This window comes from Williamsia sp. Y712, assembly GCF_059445525.1.
Map to the genome: position 1 here is coordinate 41506 of NZ_JCAIUN010000003.1, position 17469 is coordinate 58974.

The 17469-nt window shown below is 65.2% G+C and carries 15 protein-coding genes; 7 read left to right on the top strand and 8 right to left on the bottom strand.

The genetic code is table 11. From position 1 onward, the window contains the following. Nucleotides 1–13: 13 nt before the first annotated feature. A complete protein-coding gene (locus AC1D75_RS19435) occupies nt 14–319 on the top strand; it encodes an ArsR/SmtB family transcription factor (protein ID WP_495516971.1) in 306 nt (101 codons plus the stop codon). On the opposite strand, the gene AC1D75_RS19440 is transcribed toward AC1D75_RS19435, so the two are convergent. Together AC1D75_RS19440 and ppgS are read right to left on the bottom strand one after the other, a co-directional pair. Further along, nucleotides 313–687 (bottom strand): DUF2304 domain-containing protein, encoded by a 375-nt coding sequence (locus AC1D75_RS19440; RefSeq protein ID WP_495516972.1) that lies wholly within the window; start codon nt 685–687, stop codon nt 313–315. The genes AC1D75_RS19435 and AC1D75_RS19440 overlap by 7 nt on opposite strands. A 6-nt stretch (nt 688–693) precedes the next feature. Then, nucleotides 694–1425, bottom strand: a complete 732-nt coding sequence (ppgS, locus tag AC1D75_RS19445) for a polyprenyl-phospho-N-acetylgalactosaminyl synthase PpgS (protein ID WP_495516973.1) — start codon at nt 1423–1425, stop codon at nt 694–696. 123 nt (nt 1426–1548) lie between these two features. On the opposite strand from ppgS, the gene AC1D75_RS19450 reads away from it, so the two are divergent. Beyond that, nucleotides 1549–2409 carry a glycosyltransferase family 2 protein gene (locus AC1D75_RS19450; RefSeq protein WP_495517654.1) on the top strand — a complete coding sequence of 287 codons (861 nt, stop codon included), beginning with the start codon at nt 1549–1551 and terminating at the stop codon, nt 2407–2409. Here AC1D75_RS19450 and AC1D75_RS19455 read toward each other — a convergent pair. Next, a complete protein-coding gene (locus AC1D75_RS19455) occupies nt 2353–3591 on the bottom strand; it encodes a polysaccharide biosynthesis protein (protein WP_495516974.1) in 1239 nt (412 codons plus the stop codon). The genes AC1D75_RS19450 and AC1D75_RS19455 overlap by 57 nt on opposite strands. Next, entirely contained in the window at nt 3592–4956 is a 1365-nt protein-coding gene (locus AC1D75_RS19460; protein ID WP_495516975.1) for a M1 family metallopeptidase, read from the bottom strand. 196 nt (nt 4957–5152) lie between these two features. Here AC1D75_RS19460 and AC1D75_RS19465 point away from each other — a divergent pair, with 196 nt between their 5' ends. Further along, nucleotides 5153–5572 (top strand): DoxX family protein, encoded by a 420-nt coding sequence (locus tag AC1D75_RS19465; RefSeq protein ID WP_495516976.1) that lies wholly within the window; start codon nt 5153–5155, stop codon nt 5570–5572. 5 nt (nt 5573–5577) lie between these two features. Here AC1D75_RS19465 and AC1D75_RS19470 read toward each other — a convergent pair whose 3' ends face one another. Beyond that, on the bottom strand, nt 5578–9444 hold the full coding sequence (locus AC1D75_RS19470) for a Pls/PosA family non-ribosomal peptide synthetase (protein ID WP_495516977.1): 3867 nt from the start codon (nt 9442–9444) through the stop codon (nt 5578–5580). 201 nt (nt 9445–9645) lie between these two features. On the opposite strand from AC1D75_RS19470, the gene AC1D75_RS19475 reads away from it, so the two are divergent. Then, nucleotides 9646–10620 (top strand): alpha/beta hydrolase, encoded by a 975-nt coding sequence (locus tag AC1D75_RS19475; protein WP_495516978.1) that lies wholly within the window; start codon nt 9646–9648, stop codon nt 10618–10620. 54 nt (nt 10621–10674) lie between these two features. Further along, the gene (locus AC1D75_RS19480; protein ID WP_495516979.1) at nt 10675–11565 is read left to right on the top strand and encodes an oxygenase MpaB family protein; all 891 of its coding nucleotides are present in this window, start codon (nt 10675–10677) and stop codon (nt 11563–11565) included. Nucleotides 11566–11578: 13 nt separating this feature from the next. On the opposite strand, the gene AC1D75_RS19485 is transcribed toward AC1D75_RS19480, so the two are convergent. Continuing rightward, on the bottom strand, nt 11579–13471 hold the full coding sequence (locus tag AC1D75_RS19485) for an ABC transporter ATP-binding protein (RefSeq protein ID WP_495516980.1): 1893 nt from the start codon (nt 13469–13471) through the stop codon (nt 11579–11581). Between the two features lie 139 nt (nt 13472–13610). Between AC1D75_RS19485 and fgd the strand changes: the two genes are divergently transcribed. After that, complete coding sequence (fgd, locus tag AC1D75_RS19490) at nt 13611–14618, top strand: glucose-6-phosphate dehydrogenase (coenzyme-F420) (RefSeq protein WP_495516981.1); 1008 nt, start codon at nt 13611–13613, stop codon at nt 14616–14618. A gap of 83 nt (nt 14619–14701) precedes the next feature. Here the strand turns inward: fgd and AC1D75_RS19495 are convergent, their stop codons facing one another. Next, nucleotides 14702–15520: a DUF1206 domain-containing protein gene (locus AC1D75_RS19495; protein ID WP_495516982.1), complete on the bottom strand. Its 819-nt coding sequence runs from the start codon at nt 15518–15520 to the stop codon at nt 14702–14704. Nucleotides 15521–15556: 36 nt separating this feature from the next. Continuing rightward, complete coding sequence (locus AC1D75_RS19500) at nt 15557–16453, bottom strand: LysR family transcriptional regulator (RefSeq protein WP_495516983.1); 897 nt, start codon at nt 16451–16453, stop codon at nt 15557–15559. Nucleotides 16454–16552: 99 nt separating this feature from the next. Here AC1D75_RS19500 and AC1D75_RS19505 point away from each other — a divergent pair, with 99 nt between their 5' ends. After that, nucleotides 16553–17464, top strand: coding sequence for a DMT family transporter (locus AC1D75_RS19505; protein WP_495516984.1), 912 nt, complete (start codon nt 16553–16555; stop codon nt 17462–17464). Nucleotides 17465–17469 lie beyond the last annotated feature (5 nt).

Consider the following 17469-nt stretch of genomic DNA (forward strand, 5'->3'; position numbering starts at 1 on the left):
GTATCGTAACACCGTGAGTGAACCCCAGCGGGAGAATGTGGACGAGTGGGCCAAACGCTTTGCCCTGCTGTCTGATTCCACCCGCTTACGCCTGATCACCCACATGCACGAACATCCCGGGGCGGTGGTGGCCGAACTCGCCGAGGCGGCCGGGATCACCGAGAACGCTGCATCGCAGTCTCTACGGGCGCTACGGGATCAGGGCTGGGTGACCACCACGAAGACCGGTCGTTCCGTCCACTATCGCGTGGTGGCCGATGCCATCGTGCACCGAATCCTGCACGACATCATGGGCGCCGAGCACCCGCACCATCACTGAGCCGGATCGGCGGGTGGATCCGGTGGCTCGTGGTCGTTCTCGCGCGCAGCGTTCTGCAGCGCCACCGACCGCGCGAGCCGCGCGTATTTGATCTCGACGTCCCGGAACCGCAGGTAGGTGCTGATCGTGGTGAAGGCAAAGGCCACCACCAGTCCGTACAGCACCAGGTCGGTACCACGACCGACCCCGACCCAGCCCGCTATCACCGTCAGATCGTCCGGCCGCAACAGCGCGTAGACGCCAAAGGCCAGGAATGCCAAGAAGATCAACTTCACCCACGCCGAGGCCCGGGCACTGCCGCGGCGGGTGATGAAGTAGCCGACCATCAGGAGCACGGCAAGGATCAGAAGTATCTGGATGACCAGCATTGGGTGCTACCGCCTCATCCGGCCACCGAGCAGACCGTCGCTCAAGATGTTGACACCGTTGAGCAGCGACTGGCCTTTGGCCATCGAATACTCGGTGTAGAGGATGGTGACCGGCTGTTCGGACACACGCCACTTGTGCTCATCGATGAGTGCGACGAACTCTGACGCGTGGCTCATCCCGTTCATGATCAGGTCGAGTTGGCCTGCCACCGTGGCGTTGAAAACCCGCAGACCGTTGTGGGCGTCGGTCAGACCCATCCGGCGGGTCCGGGGACTGAGGAAGACGATGGTGCGCAGTGCCATCCGCTTGAACAGCGGGACGCTCTTGCTGCGGTCTTCGGCAAAGCGGGTGCCGATCACGATGTCGAGCGGCTCGTTGCGCAGCCGTGCCAGCATCGCGACAACATCGTCGACCTGGTGTTGGCCGTCGGCATCGAACGTCACGAAGTACTGCGCGCCCGGCTGTGCCCGCGCATATTCGACACCGGTCTGGATCGCGGCCCCTTGGCCGAGGTTCACCGGGTGACGGACGAGATCGGCGCCCGAGGCCCGGATCTCGGAGACGGAATCGTCCTTGCTGCCGTCGTCGACGCAGACGATGTTCGGGAATGTCTTCTTGGCCGCGGTGATCACCGAGCGGATCACCGGCTCCTCGTTGAACACGGGAACGATCAGCCAGACATCGGAATTACCGGTGGCCGCAGGCGGGGTGGCAAGGGGTGAGACAGTGATGACCACACCTCCACGCACACGTCGACCGGGTACCGAACCAGGTCCCGGACAACCCAACCGCTGTCGGGCCGATAGGCAGTCTATCGGTATCGCCGCTGTACGCTGCGGAGCGTGCTCGCTGTCGACGTCATGTTGCCGTTCTACGGTGACGTGGATCAACTGAAAGCCGCGGTCCGCAGCGTGCTGGATCAGACCTTCACCGACTTTCGGCTGGTGGTTGTCGACGATCAGTACCCCGACCCCGAGCCCGCGCGTTGGCTGCAGTCGCTCGGCGATGCCCGCGTTCACTATCTGCGCAACGAGGTGAATCTCGGCGTCAACGGCAACTTCCGGCGCTGTGTGGACCTTGTCGAGGCACCTGCATTCACCCTCATGGGCTGCGACGACGTCATGGCGCCGCAGCATTTGGCCAACGCGGTGGCCGCTCTCGACGCGCATCCCGCCGCAGCTGTGGTGCAACCGGGCGTGCAGGTCATCGATGCCGAGGACTCCGTCGTCCACCCGCTGGGTGACCGGGTGAAGGCCCGTATGACACCGCAGGCGCCTGCCGTTCTACAAGGTGAGGAGCTGGCCGCGAGTCTGTACCGCGGCAACTGGACGTACTTCCCGGCCCTGGTCTGGCGGACCTCGGTCGCGAAGCCGATCGGATTCCGGCCCGGCCTGGAGATCGTGCTCGACCTGGCCCTGCTCCTCGACATCGCGCGGGCCGGTGGGGCGCTGGTCCTCACCGAAGGCGTCACCTTTTCCTACCGCAGGCACACCGAATCGGTGAGTTCACTGCAGGCGGTCGACGGCAGGCGATTCGATGAGGAACGCGCCTTCTTTTCGGACGAGGCACAGCGGTGTTGCGAGATCGGCTGGCCCGATGCGGCCCGTGCCGCGCGTCGCCACCCGACCTCACGGCTGAATGCGGCGACGTTGGTGCCCGGAGCGCTACTCGGCAGGCAGTGGCCGATTGTCTCCACGCTCGTGCGACACGTCGTCGGTTGACGTGGACCGCGCGGCCCACAGGTGGACGGCCATCCCGATCAACGGTCCGGCGATGAGGGCGATCGAGACCCGCACCTCGAGGTCTGCAGGCACGAACAGCAGGCCGACGCTTGCGCTGGTGGCCACCCACCAGCCGGTTGCGTAGAGGCGGTGCGCTCCGACGGCCAGGGCCATCGCGCCGGTCAGCGTGAGGACCGCCATTGCCACCGCACCGATTGTCAGCGCGGCGATGGTGGCACCGGAGAGTCGGTAGTCGGCGCCGAAGATGGTCTCGAGTAGCCACGGCCCGACCAGCCACGCCGCGATCGCACCGATCACGCCGACACCGGTCACAATCAGTAGCGGGGCCATCAGAGACGCCGTGACCCGGTCGCGATTCTCGACAAACCGGCTGATCAGAACACCCTGAAAGCTGTTCAGCGGCACCAGTAACGGGGCTCGGGTCAGGGTCACCGCCAAGATCACGGCACCGGCCACCGAGTCGAGGTCGCCGGAGGTGGACAGCTTGATCAGCACCGGGAAGCCCATCACCAGGACCGCACTGGCCAATGCTGCGGCCATGGCCGTGAAGGTGTTTCGGGCCAATGCCCGGACCGGGACATCGCCGCGGGCACCCAGCGCTGCGCGGGCCGGCCGCAGACACAGGACGACAACCGCCGACGAGATCGTGCCCGCGATGGTCATCACCAAAAAGGCGAACAAACCCCATCCGGCGATGACGGCAATGACGGTGAGTACCAGCCGGATCAGCGCGTCAACGATGAGCAGGGTGGCAAACGGTCCCCACCGTCCCAGGCCGGACAGGGCGCCGCCGAGACCGGCGTAGATGCCGAACGCCGCGACACCCGCGGTGAGCAACAGCACCGATTCGACTCTGTACCACTCGAATACCGCGCCGGCCCAGCCGATCGCGGTTGCCGCAACCACCAGGGCCAACCCGACCCCGACAGCGGCGTTGAGCGGCATCGGCCGGGCGTCGTCGGTGCCCCGGATCCGGGCGCCCCGGATCGCGCGGGTCGTTTCCTGGAGTTGCCCGTTCTGCGTTCCGGTGACCAGTCCGTAAGCGGCCCAGAACACCGCGAACGCTGCGTAGCTGTCGGCGCCGAGGGCGCGGGCCGCGAGCAAGAGGACCAGATAGCCGGACACCGCGGCGATCACGGTCGCCAGGGCCACCCGACTCATCTAGACACCCGGGTACGCAGGCAGCGGCTTCTCATAGAGCCAGTGCTGCCACAGATCGTTCAGCGGCTCCGGGCTGTGCTTGGCGGCCAGGCCGGCGAAGTCGGCCGAGGTCACCGAGCTGTAGCGGTAGTCCTTCGTCCATTCCCGGAGCAGATCGAAGAAGTTGTTGTCGCCCACACGCTTCCGCAGGGCATGAAGCGTCAGCGCGCCTCGTTTGTAGACCCGGTCGTCGAACATGTTCTTGGGCCCGGGATCGCCGATCACCAGATCCATGGGGGATGCCGACAACCGGCCGTAGTACTTGCGGGCCTGGGCCTCGGCACTGAGTCCGCCCGAGCGCTCCGACCACAACCATTCGCTGTAGCAGGCGAAGCCCTCGTGCAGCCAGATGTCCTTCCACCGGTTCAGCGTCAGTGAATTGCCGAACCACTGATGTGCCAATTCGTGTGCGATCAGACGCTCGGACGAACCGGTCCCGTCGCAGTGATTGGCGCCGAAGATCGACATGCCCTGGGCCTCGATCGGGATCTCGAGTTCGTCGTCGGTGACCACCACCGTGTACTCCGGGAACGGGTACGGGCCGAACAGGTCGACGAACACTTCCATGATCGACCGCTGCTTGGCGAAGTCGAGGTCGAACTCTTTGCGCAGTCGCGGCGGGATCACGGCGTGGATGGGAACTGGTTTGGTACTCAGCGTCTTTCGGGTATACGCGCCGATCTGAACGGTGGCCAGATAAGACGCCATCGGCTCGATCTGTTCGTAGACCCACGTGGTCTGGGCGGCCTTGGTGCGCTTGCTCTTGAGAACGCCGTTGGCCACCGCCATGAAGGGACTGTCGGTGGTGATCGAGATCCCGTACGCGGCTTTGGAACTCGGGTGGTCGTCGCAGGGAAACCAGGATGCGGCCCCGTTGGGCTGGCCGGCGACCAGTGAACCCTCGGTGAGCTCTTCCCAGCCGACCTCGCCCCATTGGCCGCGGATCGGTTTGGGGTTGCCCGCGTACTTGACCACGATGATCATCCCGCCGCCTGCGGGGAGTTCGGTGGCAAGCGTGATGTTGAGCTTGTGGCTGCGGTGGCTGTACCGGGCCGGACGCTTGCCGTTGATCGTGACGCGTTCGATCTTGAGCGCGGAGGACAGGTCGATGCTGAAGCGACTCAGGTTGCTGACCGTGGTCGCGGTGATGGCGGCGACTCCGGCGAGCCGATTGGTGGCGACCTTGTATTCGAGGTCGAGGTCGTAGCGCGATACCCGGTATCCGAGATTGCCGTTGGCAGGCAGATACGGGTCGATTCCGTCCGACGGGTCGCCCAACAGCGATTGCCCGGTCCTGGAGGGGCGCCTGCCGAGTTTACCTGGCACAAATCCTCCTGTTCGGTTCCGATGTGCATCGTCGATCGCGTTGAATGGCTTGTGGGTGGACATCTATGACGTCGCACCGCCGATTCGTGATCGGTGGTGACGTTACATGGCCACCGAGGCGACGGTGCTTCAAGACCCGTGGGGCAGATAGCCGCTGAAGTCGACGTACTTTTTCCCGAGGACAAGGACCATAGTCATGGGTACATCGAGAAGTTTCGCATCCCTGGTCGCACGTGTGATCCTGGGCATAATCTTCATCTTCCATGGGTGGCAGAAGTTGCACACCAACGGAATCGATGCCACCGAGGCGTACTTCAAGTCGCTGGACATCCCGTGGCCTGCCGCAGCGGCCTGGTACTCCGCACTGGTCGAATTCGGTGGTGGCATCCTGCTCATCCTGGGTGTGCTGACGCCATTGGTGTCGTTGTTGCTGATCGCCGACATGATCGGCGCGATTTTCTACGCCCACATCGACAACGGGTTCTGGAACTACGACGACGGCTATGAACTGCCGCTCGCCCTGATCGCAGGCCTGGTCGCCGTCGGGCTCGCCGATACCGGCCGCGTCGGAGCCGACGGCTACCTGATGAGCCGACGGCGCCGAAACAAGGTGTAGCGCGATCACGGGTTCCACGGTGCGATCGGATTCCCTTGCCAGCGGGTGGAATCGGGAACAACATCGCCGCGCATGACGAGTGAGGCGGGACCGACGGTGGCGCCCGCGCCCAGTCCGGAGGCCGGGAGCGCGACGCAGTGTGGTCCGAGCGTGGCGCCGGGCCCCAAGACGACCTCGTCCATGGCCATCACCCGGTCATGGAAGAGGTGGGTCTGGACAACACAGCCGCGTTGCACGGTGGCGCCGTCGCCGAGGGTCACCAGGTCGGCTTCCGGCAGCCAATAGGTTTCGCACCAGACGCCCTTGCCGATGTGGGCGCCGAGCATCCGCAGCCAGACGTTGAGGATGGGTGTTCCGGTGGCTGCGTTCGCGAACCAGGGGGCGGCGACCGTTTCCACAAAGGCATCCGAGAGTTCGTTGCGCCAGACGAACGAGCTCCACAGCGGATACTCGGTGGCCCGGATACGGCCGACCACAGTCCATTTGGCGGCGGCCGCGATACAGCAGGCAGCGGCACCGGCGATCAGCAGCACGAGCCCGCTGACGAGGGCCGCCACGTAATAGTTGGTCTCGATCACGACGTACTGCAGGGCGATCAGCACCAGCAGGCCAAGGCCGAAGCTGACCATCACCGGGATCAGTCGCATCGTCTCGACGGTCGCGCGGGCGATCTTCAGTTTGGTCGGTGGATCGAACGTCCGGGAGGTGTCGGTTTGGGCCGCGGACCGGCGCAGGCGCACCGGCGGACTGCCCAACCAACTCGATCCCGATTTCGCCTTGCTCGGTGTGGCCGACAGGACAGCCACGAGGGAGTTCTTCGGGACCTTACGGCCGGGCCCGGTCATGCCGGAGTTGCCGAGGAAGGCGCGTTTACCGACCTTGGCCTCGTCGATGTGCATCCACCCGCCACCGAGTTCGTAGGACGCGACCATGGTGTCGTCGGCCAGGAACGCACCGTCGCCGACCGTGGTGAACTTCGGGATCACCAGGGCGGTGGAGATCTCGGTGCCCTTGCCGATGTCGGCGCCCAGTATCCGGAACCACACCGGCGTCAGCAGTGAGGCGTACAGCGGGAACAGGAAGGTCCGGGCCGAGTCCATCAACCGCTCGGTGGCCCAGACCTGCCAACCGACCCGGGAGCGCACCGGGTGATAGCCCTTCTGCATGCCGATCGACAGCAACCGCACCAGGACCACGGTGAGCACCGCGAACACCAGCAGGCTCAGCAGAGTCGCGGCGGGAAGCAATGCCATCGCACGCAGCGTCACCGACTCGAGGTCGTCGGCGCCGCCTGCCCAGGTCCCGATGACCGTCAGACCGGCAGCCAAGGACACCAGCGGAACCCCGGCCAGCAACACCGACGACACCCCGAAGATCGGCACCCAGTAGCTGCGCCTGGCAGGCCGTTCCTCCGGCCAGGGGCGCTGGGCCTTACCGGTCTTGACCGCAGGCGAACCGGCCCAGCGTTGACCGTCCTTGACCCGGCCCATCACGGCGGAACCCGGCGCGATTTCGGCGCCTGCGCCAATCCTGGCTCCCGGCAACAGGGTTGACCGCGAACCGACACTGGTGCCGGCACCGATCTCGATCTCACCGATGTGGACGACGTCGCCGTCGATCCACCAACCGGACAGGTCGACCTCGGGTTCCACCGAGCAGCCGTCGCCGAGTGTGATCATGCCCGTCACCGGTGGCAACGTGTGCATGTCGACGCCATGCCCGATCTGGGCGCCGAGCGAACGTGCGAAATAGATCATCCAGGGCGCGCCGGAGAGATTCGCGGCACCACTGGCCTCGGTCAGGCGCTCGGCGATCCACAGCCGCAGATGCACCGACCCGCCGCGGGGATGATCACCGGGGCGGACCCCGGCCAGCAACAGCCGGATGCCCGCCGCGGCGGTCAGCATCCGGCCCAGCGGGGTGATGAAGATGATGAAGGCGGCGAGGACGATCCACCAGTTGATCGGATGGATCCAGGACGAGTCGAAGGCCGCCGACAGGACGTTGTTCGCGATGGCCAGCCAGGTCGCCCACTGCAGACCGGTCAAGGTCGTCAGCGGTACGGACAGCGCGATCTGGGCCAGTCCGGTCCGGCGGGGCGTCGGTTCGACGATCCGGGGCTCGACAACCGCGCCCGGGTTGAGGTCGTCGAGCATCTGCGCCAGCGAACCCAGCCGGGGGTGGTCGTAGAGGTCGGCGACGGTGACGGTGGGAAACCGCTGGCGCAAGACGGTCACCAGCTGGGCGGCCGCGAGCGACCCGCCACCCTCGGAGAAGAAGTCGGCTTTCGCGTTGGTGATGCCGACACCGAGCACTGTTGCCCAATGCCCGGCCAACCAGGCCTCGGTCGCGCTGAGGTCACCGGTGTCGGGCTCGCCATCGCCGGACGGCAGCGGCCACGGCAGCGCGTTGCGGTCGACCTTGCCAGATGTCCGGGTGGGCAGTTCGTCCACGAGTACCAGTCGCGGGATCAGGGCAGCCGGCAGCCGTTCGGTGAGTTGATCCCGGGCGCGATCCACGTCGAAGTCGGGATCGGTCGAGACGAGATAGCCGACCAGCAACGAATTGCCTGCCGCCGATTTCCGGACGGCCGCGGCGGCGCCGGCGACTCCGGGCAGATGCTGCAGGGCGTTGTCGACCTCGCCGAGTTCGATGCGCCGCCCGCCCACCTTGACCTGATCGTCGGCGCGGCCCATGAACACCAGGCCTTCGGCCTCGAACCGGACCAGGTCGCCGCTGCGGTACGCGCGTTCCCAGCCCAAGGTCTCCATCGGCGAGAACTTCTCGGCATCTTTGACCGGATCCAGATAACGGGCGAGTCCGACGCCACCGATCACCAGTTCACCGACCTCGCCGAAGTCGACCTGCTTCTGTTCGCCGTCGACCACGGCCAGATCCCAGCCGGCCAGTGGCAGTCCGATTCGGACGGGCTGGCTTCCGTCGAGTTGGGCGGCGCAGGCCACCACGGTCGCCTCGGTGGGGCCGTAGGTGTTCCACACCTCGCGGCCGTCGACCGCCAGCCGCTCGCCGAGTTCGGGTGGGCAGGCCTCGCCGCCGAAGATCAGCAGCCGGACGGCTTCGAGGGCCTCTGGAGGCCAGAGTGCGGCGAGCGTCGGGACCGTGGACACAACGGTGATGTCACGCTGAACGAGCCACGGCCCGAGGTCCATGCCCGAACGCACCAGCGATCGTGGCGCGGGGACCAGGCAGGCGCCGTACCGCCACGCCAGCCACATTTCTTCGCAGGACGCGTCGAAGGCCACCGACAACCCGGCGAGCACCCGGTCGCCGGGACCGAGTGGTTCGTCCTGCAAGAACATCAATGCCTCGGCGTCGACGAACGCCGCTGCATTGCGATGGGTGACAGCCACACCTTTGGGTGTGCCGGTGGATCCGGAGGTGAAGATGATCCAGGCGTCGTCTTCGATGGTCGGTGGGGTCGGGTTTTCGACACCCTCGCCACGGGAGAGCCCGAGATCGGCCGGCCAGCGCAGGCCCTCGGCGCCGAGGACCGCCGCCACACCGGCCTCACCGAACACCAGGGTGGCCCGCTCGGGCGGATCGTCCGCGTCGACGGGCACGTAGGCCGCACCGGCCGCCAGAGTCGAAAGGATTGCCAGGTACAGCTCGCGTGACCCCGACGGCATGCGGATTCCGACACGATCACCGTGTCCGATCCCACGCGTGCCGAGCCAGGCCGCACCTTCATCGACCAGATCCATGAGTTCGGCGTACGTGAGAATCGTGTCGCCGTCATCGATGGCCGGTGCATCCGGATGTAGTGACGCGGTTTCGGTCAATACATCGATGAGGGTCCGTGCGGTTGGCGCCTGCGCAGATCTGCTGAATTGCGCGAGGGTTGGAGCTGTCACCAAGGGCCTTTCTCTCCACGTTTTCCGAACAAGTGTTGCAGCCCGGTCATGGACATGCGATGCAACGAGACCACATCAGCCCCTCGCGTGAGGTACTCAGGTCGACCCAACTACGGAGTGGTAGGTGTAACTTCACGAAATCTTTGTCTAAAATTCACTGTCCAAGACGATATGCCCTGGTCATGACGAAGGGGACTTCAGATGTCGGTGACTAGACATGCACGACCGAGCCTGCGGTCGTACCCGATCTGGATGGGTTCGCGGCTCTTTGTGAAGCCCACTCTCGCGCTCTGGCCCATCGGGGCCCTTGGGCTGCGGCCGCTCTACCTCATCGATGAGATCTTCGCCCTGGGTCCGAAGGGAAAGTCTGTGGTGCGCGAGCAGATCACCTTGGCAGGCCGACCGGTGGAACTGTCGGTACCCGCCCGCCCGAGTGGTCGCGATGAAGCGGCGGCCGTGCTCTATCTGCACGGTGGGGCGCTCGTCGTGTGTGGCCTGGCCACGCATCGGGCGGTCGCCGGGAAGCTGTGCGAGCACGTCGACCTGCCCGTGTATTCGGTTGCGTACCGGCAACTTCCGGAGGCTGGCGTCGGAACCTCCGTCGCCGATGCCTATCAGGCCTACCTGGAACTGGTGACCGAACGCGGGTTCAAACACGTTGTTGTGGCGGGTGATTCGGCCGGTGGGTTCCTCGCGGGCAAGATCGTCGAGCTGGCCCACCGTGACGGAGTGCCATCTCCCACCGCGTATATCGGGTATTCGCCGTTCCTCGATCTCGATCTCGGCGCCAATCCCGACCGCTCGAGTCGTAGCGACGCATACCTCCCGATTCGCAAACTTGCCGCGCTCCGGCCGCAGTTCGACAGGGGGCCGATCGAATTCGACGGGGCCCGCCGGATCGTGGACGTGTCGCCGGTGGCCTTTCCGCCGACCATCGTCGTCACTGCCGAAGGCGAGATGCTCGAGCCGGACGCGCTCGAACTGGTGGAGTCACTGACCGCGGCCGGCGTGAAGGTGCAGATGCACAGTTATGCCTGGCAGGTTCACGCATTTCCCGCGCTGGCGGGGCGCCATCCGGAAGCACGTCGGGCCATCGCGAGGACGGCGCGGTTCGCCAAGGATGCCGTTGCGGCGGCCGCACGAAGCGGGCGCACCCACCTGCGGGGGACCGGCTAGCCGTACGTTGGCACAATCTTCCGAATCTGTTCCATTGCTGCTACCGTCGACCTCATGACCGACGCAATCGACACGACGGCCGCCGCGCCGGAGGCCGACGATGCGCGCCCGGAGCTCGTCGGCGCACCCTTGGGCCCCGGCTCGCTGACCTGGCGTTACTTCGGGGACAGCCGGGTGACGTTGCTGGGTCCACGACCGGGCGTGCTCGAGAACATGCTGCCCGAACTCGGACAGGCGGTCCTGGAACATTCGGTGTTCTTCGACGACCCGTTTGCTCGCGTCAAGCGCTCGCTGCCGGGTATCTACGGCACCGTCTATTCGCCGGAGGGTTCGAGTGCCGGACCGACGGTTCGTGACTTCCACGTCAACATCAAGGGTGAGATGCCCGGCGGGGAGCGGTACCACGCGCTCAATCCCGAGACCTACTACTGGGCACATGCGACGTTTGTCGACATCGTCCTGACGGCGACCGACCGGTTCATCAAGAAGCTCACCGACGCCGAAAAAGAGCAGATCTATGCCGAGTCGGTCACCTGGTATCGCCGTTACGGTGTCAGCGAACGGCCGGTTCCGGCGACGTACGCCGACTTCGTTGCGTACTGGGATCACATGGTCGACGAGGTACTCGTACCGCACAAGACCGCGCGCTACGGCGTCGGTTTCGTCACCAAGGGCTACCCGCTGCCTCCTGGTATGAAACCCGTTGTCTGGAAGGTGATCTCGCCGATCGTCAATCCTGTTGCGGCATTCATCACCACCGGGGGTCTGCCGGAACGCTCACGCCGGCAGTTGGACCTGCCGTGGAGTGACCGCAAGGAACGCAACTACCGGCGGTTCTGCGCCGCCGTTCGGGCCATCGATCCGATCTACCGGAAGCTGCCCGCCACAGTCCGCTACAACAAGTTTGCGCTGAAGGGATTCGCCCAGGCAGGTGTACGGCCCTGAGGGGTGGCCGTATTCACTTGACCGGCGCGGAGTTGTTGTCCGAGAACTGGGTTCGATACAGCTCGGAGTAACGCCCACCACGCGCAAGCAGTTCGAGGTGCGTGCCGCGTTCGACCACGCGGCCCTCTTCCAAGACGAGTATCTCGTCGGCCGCCCGGATGGTCGACAGGCGGTGAGCGATCACCACTGATGTCCGGTCGGCGAGTGCTTCGCCCAGCGCTTCCTGCACCGCGGCTTCCGACGTGGAGTCGAGGTGGGCTGTCGCCTCGTCGAGGATCACCACGGACGGTTGTGCCAGGAGCAATCGCGCGATGGTCAGGCGCTGACGCTCGCCGCCGGACAGTCGGTATCCCCGTTCTCCGACAACGGTGTCGAGGCCGTCGGCCAGACTCGCCACCAGGCCGTCGAGCCGAGAGCGACGCAACGCGTCCCAGATCTCCTGTTCGGAGGCGTCGGGGCTGGCGAACAGCAGATTCTGGCGGACAGTTTCGTGGAACAGGTGTCCGTCCTGGGTCACCAGTCCGATCGAGCGGTGCAGCGATCCGCTCTCGATGTCCCGAATATCTGTGCCGCCCAGCCGGATCGAACCTCCGTCAACGTCGTACAGGCGGGTGGCCAGTTGGGCAACGGTCGATTTCCCGGCGCCGGAACTGCCGACGAGGGCCACCATCTTTCCCGGTGGCACGGTGAACGACACATCGTGGATGACCTGGTCGCCGCCGCGGGTGTCCAGGATCGCGACTTCTTCGAGTGAAGCCAACGAGACCTTGTCGGCTGATGGATATGCGAACCGGACGTTGTCGAAGGTCAGCGATTGTGGGCCCGAAGGTGCGGTAACGGCGTCGTCCTTGTCGGTGATCAGCGGTGGGAGGTCGAGGACCTCGAAAACACGCTCGAAACTGACCACGGCGCTCATGATCTCGACCCGGGCGTTGGCAAGTGCGGTCAGCGGCGCGTACATCCGGGTCAGCAGCAAGGCCAACGACACCACGGCGCCTGCGTCGAGATGACCGTTGACCGCGAGGTAGCCGCCCAGCCCGTAGACCAGCGCGAGCGCCAGTGCCGAGACCAGTGTCAGCGAGGTGACGAAGATGCTCTGGGCCAATGAACGGCGTACTCCGATGGCCCGCACCTTGTCGGCGCGGATGGAGAACTCATCCGATTCGTGATCGGGGCGTCCGAACAACTTCACCAGGGTGGCGCCCGGAGCCGAGAACCGCTCGGTCATCTGGGTGGACATCAGCGAGTTGTACTCGGCGGCCTCTCGAGACAATGCCTGCATCCGCTTACCCATGCGCCGGGCCGGGACGACGAACAGAGGCAGCAGGACCAGTGTCAGCAGGGTGATCTGCCAGCTGATCGACATCATCACCGCGACGGTCAGCGTCAGCGTGACGATGTTGGACACCACTCCGGAGAGAGTGTCGGAGAACGCCCGCTGCGCGCCGATGACGTCGTTGTTGAGGCGACTCACCAGGGCCCCGGTGCGGGTCCGCGTGAAGAACGCGACCGGCATCTTCTGAACGTGGTCGAACACCGCCCGGCGTAGGTCGTAGATCAGACCCTCGCCGATGCTGGACGACAGCCAGCTCACCACGAGTCCGGCCGCGGCCTCGGCGAGCGCGATCAGCGCGATCAGGACCGACAGCCACACCACCGTTGAGGCCATACCGCCGTCGACGATGTGGTTGACCACCTGCCCGGCCAGGACCGGAGTCAGGACGGTCAGGACCGCGACCACCACGCTGAGGATCATGAAGACGGTCAGCTTGCCACGATGTGGCGAGGCAAATGTCATGATCCGGCGCACCGTCACGCCGCGGTTCCCTCGTTGTTTCTCGCGGTCGAGGTCGGGCCCGTTCGCCGACCGGTACATCGTGTTCCAGGCAACTGACTCCATGCTCATGTCATCAACTGTAGGAGTTCAAGTTCACTTGAAGTCAAACCGCAGCTGAAGTGCGGTGCTGATCGGCCGGCGGATGCTTCCGCCGGCGGGTTGTGGTCAACTGGAATCAACGGTGCACATAGTTATCAAGGGAGACACGGTGGTTTTGCGACTCGGATACAAGGCTTCGGCGGAACAGTTCAATCCTCGTGAGTTGGTCGAGATCGCGGTGGCCGCAGAAGAGCACGGCATGGATTCGGTTGCGGTGTCGGACCATTTCCAGCCGTGGCGCCACAACGGCGGCCATGCCCCGTTCTCGCTGGCCTGGATGGCTGCGGTGGGCGAGCGGACCAAACGGGTTCAGATCGGCACCTCGGTGATGACACCGACCTTCCGGTACAACCCCGCGGTGATCGCGCAGGCCTTCGCGTCGATGGCGTGCATGTACCCGGGCCGCATCATGCTCGGAGTCGGCACCGGTGAAGCGCTCAACGAATACGCCACCGGATTTCAGGGTGAATGGCCCGAGTTCAAGGAACGTTTTGCGCGGTTGCGTGAGGCGGTCAAGTTGATGCGCGAGTTGTGGACCGGCGAAGAGGTCAGCTTCGACGGTGAGTACTACAAGACGCAGGGCGCGTACATGTATGACATTCCTGAGCAGCCGGTCCCGGTGTACATCGCAGCCGGTGGTCCGGTGGTGGCGCGGTACGCAGGTCGTAGCGGCGACGGCTTCATCTGCACCTCGGGCAAGGGCATGGAGCTCTACACCGAGAAGCTGATCCCGTCGGTGAAGGAAGGCGCGGAGAAAGCCGAGCGCAACTTCGAGGACATCGACCGGATGATCGAGATCAAGATCTCGTACGACCCCGATCCGGAGCTGGCCCTGGAGAACTGCCGCTTCTGGGCACCGCTGTCGTTGACACCGGAGCAGAAGCACAGCGTGAACTCGTCGACCGAGATGGAGCGTCTGGCCGACGAACTGCCGATCGAGCAGGTCGCCAAGCGCTGGATCGTCGCCTCCGATCCCGACGAAGCCGTCGAGAAGGTCAAGGCGTACACCGATGCGGGCCTCAACCACCTGGTGTTCCACGCCCCCGGACACGACCAGGCGCGATTCCTCACCAACTTCCAGAAGGATCTCGAACCCCGCCTCCGCAAGCTGGGCTGACCCCACCCCCTGACACCGAAAATGTGCCCTTTTGGCGAACAAAACCCCAGGTGGGGTCCGCCAAAAGGGCACACTTTCGGGGTTTACATGCGGGAGTAGCGTGCCATCGCAAAGCTGTAGAGCCCGTAGGCGGCGATCCCGAATGCCGCCACGACCATCAAGAACTGGCCGAACGGTGCGTCGCCGAGGGTCTTGACGGCCCCGTCGATGCCGGTGGCCTTGGACGGATCCGAGTTGACGGACGCCACGATCACGAGGACGCCTGCGCCCACCAGGACCAGACCTTTCGCGGTGTAACCGACGATCCCGAGTGGGGTGACCACCTTGTTGTCGGTGATCTTGAGGTCGTCGAGGAAGTTCTTGGTCACGCCTTTGTAGATGTGATAGCCGCCGACGGCGATGATGATCAGTCCGACCACGACGAGCAGTGTCTTGCCTGCAGTGTTCTCCATCAACCGCGCCGACAGGCCCGCGTTCTGCTTGCCGCTCGATTGACCGCTACCGCGGGCAAACTGTACCGCCGAGATGGCGAACCCGAAGTAGACAACGGCCACGCTGGCCGACTTCGCACGGTCGAAGAGCCCGGAGACACCGGAGTCGCCGCTTCCGGGTTCGGTGGCGTGCGGACCCACGATTGTTTCCGCGACGCGCCACAGCGCCATCGCCACGAATGCCACGACGGCGATCCACAGCACCAGGGTGCCGCCGGGTTTGCCGGAGAATTGGGCGAGAGCGCCCGATTGGTCGGCACTACCGCCGGACCCGAAGGCCAGTCGCAGGATGATGTAGGCGATCAGTAGGTGCAGGATCCCGCTGACGACGTGGCCGCCGCGCGCGGCCCGTTCGAACAGGTTGCTGTCGGTGGCTTTGTCCACTGCCTGAGTTACTTGGTTGTCGGCCATGAGTCACCTCACCACACTTGCAACGGTCTGCGTGGGTCAGGCCGCCACCGGAGTTGCGACGCGCTCGCGCAGTAGCTCGATGATCCGCTGGACGGCAGGGTTGCCGCGCACGGCCTGCCGGGTGCGCACCGAGATGGTGCGCATCGGTGTCGGGTTGACAAGCGGGCGGCTCACCACGCCGGCCGGCAGCGTCCCGGCGCCGAGTGATGGCAGGACCGTGACCCCGATGCCGGCCGCGACAAAACTGATCGCGGTCGGATAATCGTGGGTCTCGATGTGGAACCCGGGACTGAAGCCGACCACCGAGCAGGCATCGAGGATCGCCTGTCTGCACGGCCCGCGGGAGACGTCGTTGTCGACCCACCGCTCGTCACGCAGGGCACCGAGGTCGACGTGTTCGCGTCGGGCGAGTGGGTGATCGTCCGGCAGCACCACCACGTAGGGCTCGGCGAGTAGTTGTTGGACGTCGTAACCGCGCAGCGACGTGGACGCGGCGCCCTCGACATAGATCTCGACGTCAGGGTCACCCGAGCTGTCGTGCGCCAGCTCGACCAGCCGCAGATCGACTCGCAGGTCGGGGTATTCGCGAGTAAGGGCCGCGATGATCGGGGGGATCCAGGCGGCGCCTGCCGAAGAGAAGTAGCTCACCGACAGACCGCCGACCCGGCCCGAGCGCAAATCCGCGATCAGGGATTCGAGTTCGGCAAGGCGCTCGAGAACCTGTGCGGCCTCGTCGGCGACCGTCAGCCCGACCGCGGTGGGTTTGATGCCGCGGCCGTCCTTCTCCATCAGGGTCAGGCCGGTCTCTTTCTGCAGCGCCGTCAGGTGCTGACTGATCGCGGACGGGGTGTAGCCGAGTGCTGTGGCCGCTTCGTTGATCGAACCGGCAGCCACCACGGCACGGAAGATTCGCAGGCGATGGACATCCAACATCTCCTCAATGTACAGCTGCACTGAAGTGACAACAAGGAGAATTTACTTGTGCTTACGGGTTTCGTGGGTGAAGGTAGAAGCCATGAAAGCAGGCACATCGTGAAGGCAGCACTGGCGAACAACCTGGCCGTGGTGGCGGCCGCGGTGACTGTCCTGCTCTGGGCGTCGGCGTTCGTTGTCATCCGGTTTGTGGGGGAGACGCTTTCCCCGGGACCGATGACCGTGACAAGGCTGGGTGTCGGCTCGGCGGTCCTGGTGATCATCGCGCTGCGCTACCGCCGCCCGCTTCCCCGCGGCAAGGGATTGTTGCTGGTCGTCGGCTACGGACTGGTGTGGTTCGCGGGTTACACGGTGCTGCTCAACTGGGCCGAGCAGCATCTCGATGCCGGGACCGCGGCGTTGCTGGTGAACTTCGCGCCGATCCTGGTGGCGGTGTTCGCCGGTCTGTTCTTCGGCGAAGGTTTTCCGCGCCAACTGGTGATCGGCATCCTGGTGGCATTTTCCGGGGTCCTCCTCATCGCGCTCGGTGGGTCCGGGGGCAGTAACAACGACAGGTTGGGGATCATCCTGGGGCTGATCACGGCTGTGCTCTACGCGATCGGTGTGCTCATGCAGAAGGTGGCGCTCCGCACAGTCGATGCCATCACCGCGACCTGGGTGGGCTGTCTTGCCGGACTCCTCGCCACCATCTCGTTTGCTCCGCAGGCCGTCTCGGAGTTGTCCGAGGCATCGGCCGGAGCGATCGCGGGAGTTGTCTTCCTGGGCGTTGGACCCACCGCCATTGCTTTTCTCACCTGGGCATATGCGCTCTCGCGGACCGATGCGGGGAAGATGGCGGCCACCACGCTGGCGGTGCCGGCGATCGCGATCGTCCTGTCCTGGATCTTCCTCGGCGAGGTCCCGACCCTGCTCGGATTGGTCGGAGGCGCGATGGCGCTGGCCGGTGTGGCGATCAGCCGCCGCCGCGGTCGAGCCGGTGCGCAATCGCCAGAACCCGCCGTGACCTCCTAATCTCA

Excerpts from the sequence above, each read along its gene's own strand:
- AC1D75_RS19440 (WP_495516972.1), bottom strand. The coding sequence starts at position 687 with ATGCTGGTCATCCAGATACTTCTGATCCTTGCCGTGCTCCTGATGGTC.
- AC1D75_RS19485 (WP_495516980.1), bottom strand. The coding sequence starts at position 13,471 with ATGAGCATGGAGTCAGTTGCCTGGAACACGATGTACCGGTCGGCGAAC.
- AC1D75_RS19495 (WP_495516982.1), bottom strand. The coding sequence starts at position 15,520 with ATGGCCGACAACCAAGTAACTCAGGCAGTGGACAAAGCCACCGACAGC.
- AC1D75_RS19475 (WP_495516978.1), top strand. The coding sequence starts at position 9,646 with ATGTCGGTGACTAGACATGCACGACCGAGCCTGCGGTCGTACCCGATC.
- AC1D75_RS19450 (WP_495517654.1), top strand. The coding sequence starts at position 1,549 with ATGTTGCCGTTCTACGGTGACGTGGATCAACTGAAAGCCGCGGTCCGC.
- AC1D75_RS19465 (WP_495516976.1), top strand. The coding sequence starts at position 5,153 with ATGGGTACATCGAGAAGTTTCGCATCCCTGGTCGCACGTGTGATCCTG.
- AC1D75_RS19500 (WP_495516983.1), bottom strand. The coding sequence starts at position 16,453 with ATGTTGGATGTCCATCGCCTGCGAATCTTCCGTGCCGTGGTGGCTGCC.
- AC1D75_RS19455 (WP_495516974.1), bottom strand. The coding sequence starts at position 3,591 with ATGAGTCGGGTGGCCCTGGCGACCGTGATCGCCGCGGTGTCCGGCTAT.
- AC1D75_RS19480 (WP_495516979.1), top strand. The coding sequence starts at position 10,675 with ATGACCGACGCAATCGACACGACGGCCGCCGCGCCGGAGGCCGACGAT.